The following is a 7,163-nucleotide window of genomic DNA, read 5'->3' as shown; positions in this document are numbered from 1 at the left end:
GGTGCTGTACTTTACGTATTTACAGCTTATAACCGGAGAGCTTTTTTACTCACTGACTGACTTCTCAAACCGCCTCTAAGAAGGGGACAGCCCTTTAACCTGCGAATGAACGATCTACAACTGTAGTAATCAGTAGAAGTTATCAATTTGCTGCTGAAATACTCTTAAGGCAAAATCTGGTTCCATTGCTACTGAGACCCCATGGTGACCTCTGGCTTTACAAGGGTGGAAACTGAGTGTGTTATGGAATGTCCCTCACCGATTTGACCTGGGTTTAAGTGTACCAGGACATTTTCTCTGATCCGCGAGCGATCCATGACAAATTCTTCTGGAGATGTAATCAGACCCGAGGACGTGCCAAGCGTTCAGCGAGGCTGATCGTCGTCAGCCAGCCGCACACCGAAAGAACCTTCTGATGCCTGAAGAGCGATGTGCGGGTCTGTGATTTTTTCGAGTCGTTGCGTCACGGTAATTCCCTTCCTATTGCCCTGCCCTCAAAATCTGTTCAACCGTCAGCTCCAAGTCGGGGAATGCGGGAGAGATGAGTCGATCAGTTCCTCGAAACTCTCTCGACTGATAAGCCCCATCTTTGAGACTCAGCACTGTCACTACTGCTCTATCGGGATTTGGGTCAATGATCCAATATTCAGGGATGCCCCGCGCTGCATATTGAGCGCGTTTGCGGGTGTAGTCGCGCTGGTAGTTGTCGGTGTTCTCTTTACCTGGTGAGACGACTTTAGCAATCAGTTGCGGGGGCGGCATGTCTAACTTGATCGTCAGTTGCGATTGAGTCAGTCTTAGATGCTCCTCTCTCAAAACGACTAAATCAGGGAAGCGATTAGCCGCATCTCCACTCTGAAGAACTGGGACTTGAATTTGACAGGCGTAGAGCTTGATTAGCCGTCGTATCACGATTTGAGCGTTTGCTAACAGCCAAAACAATTCCTGAGCGATCGCGTTGTTGGGTTCAGATTCAGGAGGCAATTCAATTAACTCCCCATCAACCAATTCATACCGCCGATCGCTGCCGTCGTCATAGTCGAGATATTCCTCAAAGTTTCTAAATCGTGGTTTTGCTTGCGTCATGGCTTAAATCCCTCCTACCCTGCTGCGGGTTCTTTCGGCTTCTTCTCGAATACCTGGATGTTGGCTTCTGCTAGTACAAAACCTTTCCCTGTCGGTTGACCCATCTTGCCAGCGAACGCCTTTGGCGCAGCGAAGCTGTTCGCAGCGACCCACATCGGAAAGTTCGTCTGAGCATCCTCTAGCTTCTTAAACATCTTGGGTTTGAGGGTAACAGAGACGATTTGCCCATCGCAATCAATCTCAAAAGTCTTGAGGTTGTTTTCAGTTTTTACATCTGACGGGAACTCGCTAATTTTGATGGTGAGTTCAAGTTTTCCGTTCACTGGCATCGGTTATCTCTCCTATCGTTCAGCCAACGCATAAGACATGATTTCACGGATCGCCTCCATGTGCTCTTTTAAGCTTCTCAGAACACCCTCTAATGTCTCGTCATCAATCCAACTCTGAATTCCTGTCGAGTCGGTTAGATAAAGCTCTGCGCTAAAGGTGCCATCGGCATAAGCAGAAACAGTAATGCTCGGATCAAAGTGGCACGATGCTTCAGGTAGAAACGAAGCACAGACACTCATTGACCAACCAGATACAGCGACCGTTACTGGTAGATCATCGAAGCCTCGCCACTCTAAATTAGGAAAGTATTTAAGCACTAGATTGCGGTCGATCATGCCTTTTTCCTTGCATCAATACTGTCGGGCGTTAGTTTCGGTTAATTACTGAGAAAGGTCTAGATTAACCTCAGCACATCAATTTGAACATCTGGGAAGGACAGAGGGCTAACCATGCCGTTAGTTAGCATCACCTGCGATCGATACTCTCCATTCGCTGGGTCACGAAAAACAATGAGTTCCCTCGTCCTCAAATTGATCACCCAGTATTCAGCGATGTTGGCTTCTGCGTAGACCTTGCTCTTAATCTTCAAATCCTTGTCGAGACTGGTGTTTGAGTATTCAATCAGCCAGTAGATGTTTTCTGGGTAGGGATGATGCGATCGATAAATTGCAATATCAGGATCAACGATCGCTAAGTCTGGCTCTGGCTCTGAGTTGTTGGGCAGGGTGATCGGATGCCCTTCTCGAACTTTGGCGCGATTCCCAAGACGATCGCGTAAATAATCACCAGCATCACTGCTCAATGATGCGTGGGGCACACCTTCAGGCGACATCTCGATCAAATCTCCATTCAATAACTCGACAGGCTGATCATCAAACACGCCAGCTTCTACTGCCTGGTGATAGCGGTCAATTGTCCATTTGTACGTTGCGACTGTCATTGGTGATTGCCCTCCCTATTTGCCCTTGCTCTCAGTTGCAGGGGATTTTTGGTTTGTCTTAAATTCCCCTTTCGCCTTTGCCTCACGTATCCCTAACTCAATTAAGTACGCAGCGAGATTGGCAGTTGGTCTGCCTTGATAATCAGCCCAACCTTCTAGATCTTCCTGCACAGTGTCAGGCAGTGTGACGTAAACCTTTTTACTCACGTCTCTTCCATTTATGAATTAGTTGCCTCCATACTACCTTTCACCTTCTTTGACCTAACAAAGTCTGCTTAAAAGATGTTAATAACCAGTTGCAAGGTGTGAAAAAGATGATAGCATGAGTTCTCATAAAGGATCTAAGGAATTCGTAACGGCGTTCCCGTAGCTTTTGGACCAAAAACAACTTTAAGCCTGAAAGATGCTCTGTGGTTGACTTGTGATGAGTGCTCTCTCGGTTCTATCAAAATTAGAAACCGAGCGGTTAATAACTTTTTCCAATCTCTCGGTCAGGTTTGTTCCTCTGCACCGGTAGCAGAGATCCCTCAAGGCAGGAGATTTAGCTACCCTAGAGAACGAGCGAATCGAGGTTTCAGCCTTTTGTAGGGTGATGTAACAGCCCAAACCTAAGCCGGTTGTGTAGTATGGGCAAAAATCTACTTAAGCCAAACTTATAGATTATCTGGTTCAAATTCCTTAGCGATGGTTTTAGCCTAAAAGCTACGGGAACGCCTAATCTCACTCACCATTTTGTAAGCAGTGCCGATGTCGAGGATCTGAGTGGGTTTTGCAGTTTCACCCGATCGGCTCCACAGCATCAGAGCGTCTGTCGATTCAACATAGCGATCGGTGAAGTCCTGAAACAACGCCCGCGCTGCTGCTAACTCACCCATGAGATTCATAGGATCGGGGTCATTCTCAAATTCTGCAACGAGCGATCGCAGTTGCTCAGTCTTTAAGCGAGAGTATCGACCATGCTTAATCGATCCCAAATTCGGAGTGCCTTTGTTTCCCGCGCCGTGCATCCGACAAACGTTGTAGCCAGTCACAGCAGGATTGCAGCAGCGCTGCTGAGAGTGCTTTGCTCTTGCCGTGCATTTTGTAGCGTCTTTGAGTGCCATTTTGGTGTGAGAAGTTAGAAATTCACATTTGCATGAGGGTTCCCGATCGGGCTTTGCTTGAAGTACGCACCGTTAGTCTTTGATAATCACTGTTTAGAAAGACTATCGCAACGCTGCGTACCAGGGCAAAAAGTGCGTACTTCTCTGCTCAGTCGTCTTGAGTTGGCTCGATCGGGAAATACAGCTTTTTCATCCCACTAGACCCGCGATACTCCCATCGGATACCAGTCATTGCAGCAAAGTAATCAGCGACATCTGAGAAGCCAGCAACCCTACAATCCCTCGTCAAATTACCTGACTTCAACCCATAGAAATGACATAGATCCGTTTGGTTCAGTCCCTCGTTAGCATCTGGAGGCAACACCCCATAGTTTTTAGGTGCAATCCTGATTGAGTGCTTAGGGTGCGATGGCAGTGCTTCACCTTCAGCCTGTCTATTCACAACGGTGGAACGTGCCAACGCTGGGCTATGGGCTGCAAGGTGCCCATCCTCATGCGAGTTTTTTTGAGAGGTTTCGAGTTTGGCGGTTAGTTCTGCTAACTGTTGCTGCATTTGGGCAATTTGGCGATCGCGCTGCTCAATCTCAAGTTTTAGGCGCTCATCAATTTCTCGATGGTCGCCTTCTGCTTTTTTTCGAGTGTCTCGATCCGTGAGAGCAGTTCTAATATTTTCGATCTGCCCACGATCGCATCACTGGGTAAATCTGTGATGTTCAGTGCATAACGAAGCGAATCGATCACGATTCGGCTTTTGTCTTCACCTGCCTCTGATGCCCGTTGCTCAATTAACTCCATCAAATCATCGGGGCATCGGAAGTTAAATAGTTTAGCCACGGCGTAAGACTCCGCAAATTACACGATATAAGCCTATTGTGTTGCATACCTTCTATTTTGTAATGCGTCAAGTCTTACAGCAATAAATGCTTATTCATATCCTGCGTTGATGTCTAAGCTTTATACAGCAGCTAATCTAAGCGCTTTGACCTTACATATTAGACAAATATTACCCCCAGGGGTACTGTTGATCCGGTATTTACGGAGCATGCTGTAGAAGTAAGTAAAAACTCAGTGTGCAGAATAGCGTGCTTAGACCTTGGAGGATGTTTGTAAACCGGATCGACAGGGCTGAACGCCTGATCTTTGCCTTAAAACTCAACGGTTAAACGGTTGAGTCTCTATACATACCGTGCAGTCCCGGATGCTGCTCAACCATCCTCCTGAGCAATTTTAATCACCTTCAGGAAACAATCGTATGTCGTCCAATACTATTACCTTAGTTGGAACACTGGCCACAATCAGACCAGAAGACACAGAACGCCTCAATGTGTATATTGTGTGCGGCCATCAGATTCTCGCTCGAACCAATGTTGACGCCAATGGGAATGTCCGCTTTAATCTCTCACAAGAAGCAATTGCTGCCAAAATCGCCTATGGATTAGAACTGGTAATCGGGCCAGCCGGTCTGGACACACAACTTGACCAAGTGCCGCAACTCCAACGCTTTCCCTTGGACCTCAAACAGCGGGTCGAAGGGAGTACTGAGATCCGTCTCCCCCTAGAGCGGGTTCAGATCAACGAAAAAATCCTCACTCTTTGGTGGCGATGGTGTCGGAAATATTGTGTTAGCGGCTCTGTAATTGGGCCTCGGGGCTGCCCCGTGCCAGGAGCCCAAGTGACGGTGTATAGCGTGACGCATACAGGCGGGGGTGGGTTGATTCAAACGCCTGTAGCCACCGTCCCTACTGATGCAACTGGACATTTCACCGCTTGCTTTAACTGGTGTACATCACGGTTTTGCTGGCCCTGTCGGCCCTTTTGGTGGCTGTGCTGGCCTTGGTGGTGGGAAAGAGATATTCTCTATGTCCTAGACGCGATCGAACGGAAAGTCGCCCGACCGCAATTGAATGCACAATTTTCGATGCCGATCGATGCCGATCGCTTACCCTTGAGTCGGCCCGAAGGGCGGAGTTTGATCCGAGGTCAGGGCTTTATCACCGCCGAGACGCTGCAGTCAGAATTTGGGCCAGATGCGGTCCGGACGGCGCTGATTCGCCGGAAGCTGTCCAATCCTGACATTCGGGCACTGTTCCCTTGGCGCTGGTGGTGTTGTGATGACCCCAACCTGATTTTTAAGGTGACTCAGGGCGGCACTGTAATTGTGAACGAAGATCCGGCGATCGATACCCGTTGGTGCCTAGAGGATGATAGTACGGTAACCCTGGTGGGCAACGACCAGACGGTTAGTACCTGTCCGAATGATCCCAAGCCCGTGAAGGGGTTTGTGTGGACTCGGGTGGGCGATACCACCGTCGATACCATCCACGCTGGCTATGCTGACGGCAGTGCGGGCAGTGATTCGAGCGATCTGGCTTTTGCCGGAACCTTGGACATCTATGGTGAGTTTGCCCCCGCATCGGGGGTGGCCTACTATCAGGTGAATGCGGGGCAATGGGGCGGTAACCCAGCCCGTGGTGGTACTGCGCCTTTTTCGAGTGCACCGATCGCCGCCGACCTCTATAACACAGTGGTGATCCTGCATACGGATCTAACCGTCACCTATGCCACCGTTAAAATGGGGCCGTTCAACAATGCCGGATTAACCAATCTGTACGCCACCCAGGAGCAGCGACCCAGTGTGCCTGCGGGGTTATTGCCACCGTTCCCGACGGTAAATCCGGGGGATGCGGTACTTTGGGGCTTTAATGGACGTAAAGTGGACGCAAACGCATCGGCGCTCGTCGGGGCGGGCAGTGTGGGCGGGGTCGATTTGACGATCACGGGCTATAACAGTAGCTTTGCGCCAGTCGTCTTGCCCAGCAACCCAGCCGATAAATTGACGTTAATGGTTGATAACAGCGGGCTAACCGCCGCCCAGATTGTTGACCTGAAGGCATTCCGGGCTGACAATACGCCGGTGGTTTCGATCGGCACGACAGGCGCTTGTCCGGCCTACAATATTGGCCCTGGCGGTTATGTCAAACTCACGGTGATGGTAGCCGATGCCAACGGTCATCTGTTTGAATACGAAGTGACGCCTGATTTTGGCAGTGGTTCGACTGGCACCACAACGCCCGGTCTGCGGGGATATCGGCAGCCAGGTCCGTTCCCGCCTGGGCCTTATCAGGCTCCTAACCCGGCGCTGAAATCCTTCGGCGGCGGCACAGAGGACATTACGTTCTTCCCCACGGTCGATTGCTGTTACGATTTCCGCCTCTTAGCGGGCAAACGGGTGACGAATGGGACTTTCTTCCCCACCCTCTACACGGCTGACTTCCAGACCGCCACGCTTAAAGTGACGGTTTAGCGGGGCTGTTTGAAGTGACGGTTTGATTTACCCCCATCCCCCTCTCGCCCAGCAATGGTTGAGGGGGGGATGTTTTAGCATCCATACCCCAAACAAGTGAAAGATCAGCTTGCCGCTACTGGTCGTCGTATCAATGTTTTCCTGAAGCGATCGCAACCCAATCTGGCGGGTCTCCAACGCTTCGACCAGGGCAATCAGGTCTTTAAGCGATCTTCCTAAGCGATCAAGTCGCCAGACCACGATCGTGTTTCCTTTCCGAGCAAACTCAAAGGCTTCTTTTAGTCCAGGGCGATCGGCGTTTGCCCCGCTCATCTTGTCTGAGAAGCAGGGTGGTTTCAAGGTCTAGAGAGAAAAATGAGGATGGACTGCAATCATCACAAAAGTAGCAGTCCATGTCCCT

The 7,163-nt window shown here is 49.8% G+C and carries 9 protein-coding genes; 2 read left to right on the top strand and 7 right to left on the bottom strand.

Annotated elements, in window-relative coordinates:
* Nucleotides 1–480: 480 nt before the first annotated feature.
* From C7B65_RS26380 to C7B65_RS26355, 6 genes are all read right to left on the bottom strand, one after another.
* On the bottom strand, nt 481–1,086 hold the full coding sequence (locus C7B65_RS26380) for a Uma2 family endonuclease (protein ID WP_073075306.1): 606 nt from the start codon (nt 1,084–1,086) through the stop codon (nt 481–483).
* A gap of 14 nt (nt 1,087–1,100) precedes the next feature.
* Nucleotides 1,101–1,415, bottom strand: coding sequence for a fertility inhibition FinO-like protein (locus C7B65_RS26375; RefSeq protein WP_073075305.1), 315 nt, complete (start codon nt 1,413–1,415; stop codon nt 1,101–1,103).
* Between the two features lie 12 nt (nt 1,416–1,427).
* Nucleotides 1,428–1,751: a hypothetical protein gene (locus C7B65_RS26370; RefSeq protein ID WP_073075304.1), complete on the bottom strand. Its 324-nt coding sequence runs from the start codon at nt 1,749–1,751 to the stop codon at nt 1,428–1,430.
* Nucleotides 1,752–1,810: 59 nt separating this feature from the next.
* A complete protein-coding gene (locus C7B65_RS26365) occupies nt 1,811–2,356 on the bottom strand; it encodes a Uma2 family endonuclease (RefSeq protein ID WP_073075303.1) in 546 nt (181 codons plus the stop codon).
* A gap of 15 nt (nt 2,357–2,371) precedes the next feature.
* A complete protein-coding gene (locus C7B65_RS26360; RefSeq protein ID WP_073075302.1) occupies nt 2,372–2,563 on the bottom strand; it encodes a ribbon-helix-helix domain-containing protein in 192 nt (63 codons plus the stop codon).
* A 488-nt stretch (nt 2,564–3,051) separates the two neighbouring features.
* Nucleotides 3,052–3,459, bottom strand: a complete 408-nt coding sequence (locus C7B65_RS26355) for a hypothetical protein (RefSeq protein ID WP_073075301.1) — start codon at nt 3,457–3,459, stop codon at nt 3,052–3,054.
* Between the two features lie 408 nt (nt 3,460–3,867).
* On the opposite strand from C7B65_RS26355, the gene C7B65_RS27540 reads away from it, so the two are divergent.
* Together C7B65_RS27540 and C7B65_RS26340 are read left to right on the top strand one after the other, a co-directional pair.
* Complete coding sequence (locus C7B65_RS27540) at nt 3,868–4,113, top strand: hypothetical protein (protein ID WP_143162130.1); 246 nt, start codon at nt 3,868–3,870, stop codon at nt 4,111–4,113.
* A gap of 598 nt (nt 4,114–4,711) precedes the next feature.
* Nucleotides 4,712–6,763 carry a carboxypeptidase-like regulatory domain-containing protein gene (locus C7B65_RS26340; protein ID WP_073075298.1) on the top strand — a complete coding sequence of 684 codons (2,052 nt, stop codon included), beginning with the start codon at nt 4,712–4,714 and terminating at the stop codon, nt 6,761–6,763.
* A gap of 27 nt (nt 6,764–6,790) precedes the next feature.
* On the opposite strand, the gene C7B65_RS26335 is transcribed toward C7B65_RS26340, so the two are convergent.
* Nucleotides 6,791–7,075 carry a recombinase family protein gene (locus tag C7B65_RS26335; protein ID WP_083583269.1) on the bottom strand — a complete coding sequence of 95 codons (285 nt, stop codon included), beginning with the start codon at nt 7,073–7,075 and terminating at the stop codon, nt 6,791–6,793.
* Between the last annotated feature and the right edge of the window lie 88 nt (nt 7,076–7,163).

This window comes from Phormidesmis priestleyi ULC007, assembly GCF_003003695.1.
Classification (GTDB): domain Bacteria; phylum Cyanobacteriota; class Cyanobacteriia; order Leptolyngbyales; family Leptolyngbyaceae; genus Phormidesmis_A; species Phormidesmis_A priestleyi_A.
The sequence above is the reverse complement of the archived record's forward strand: the minus strand, read 5'-3'. Positions and strand labels throughout refer to the sequence as shown.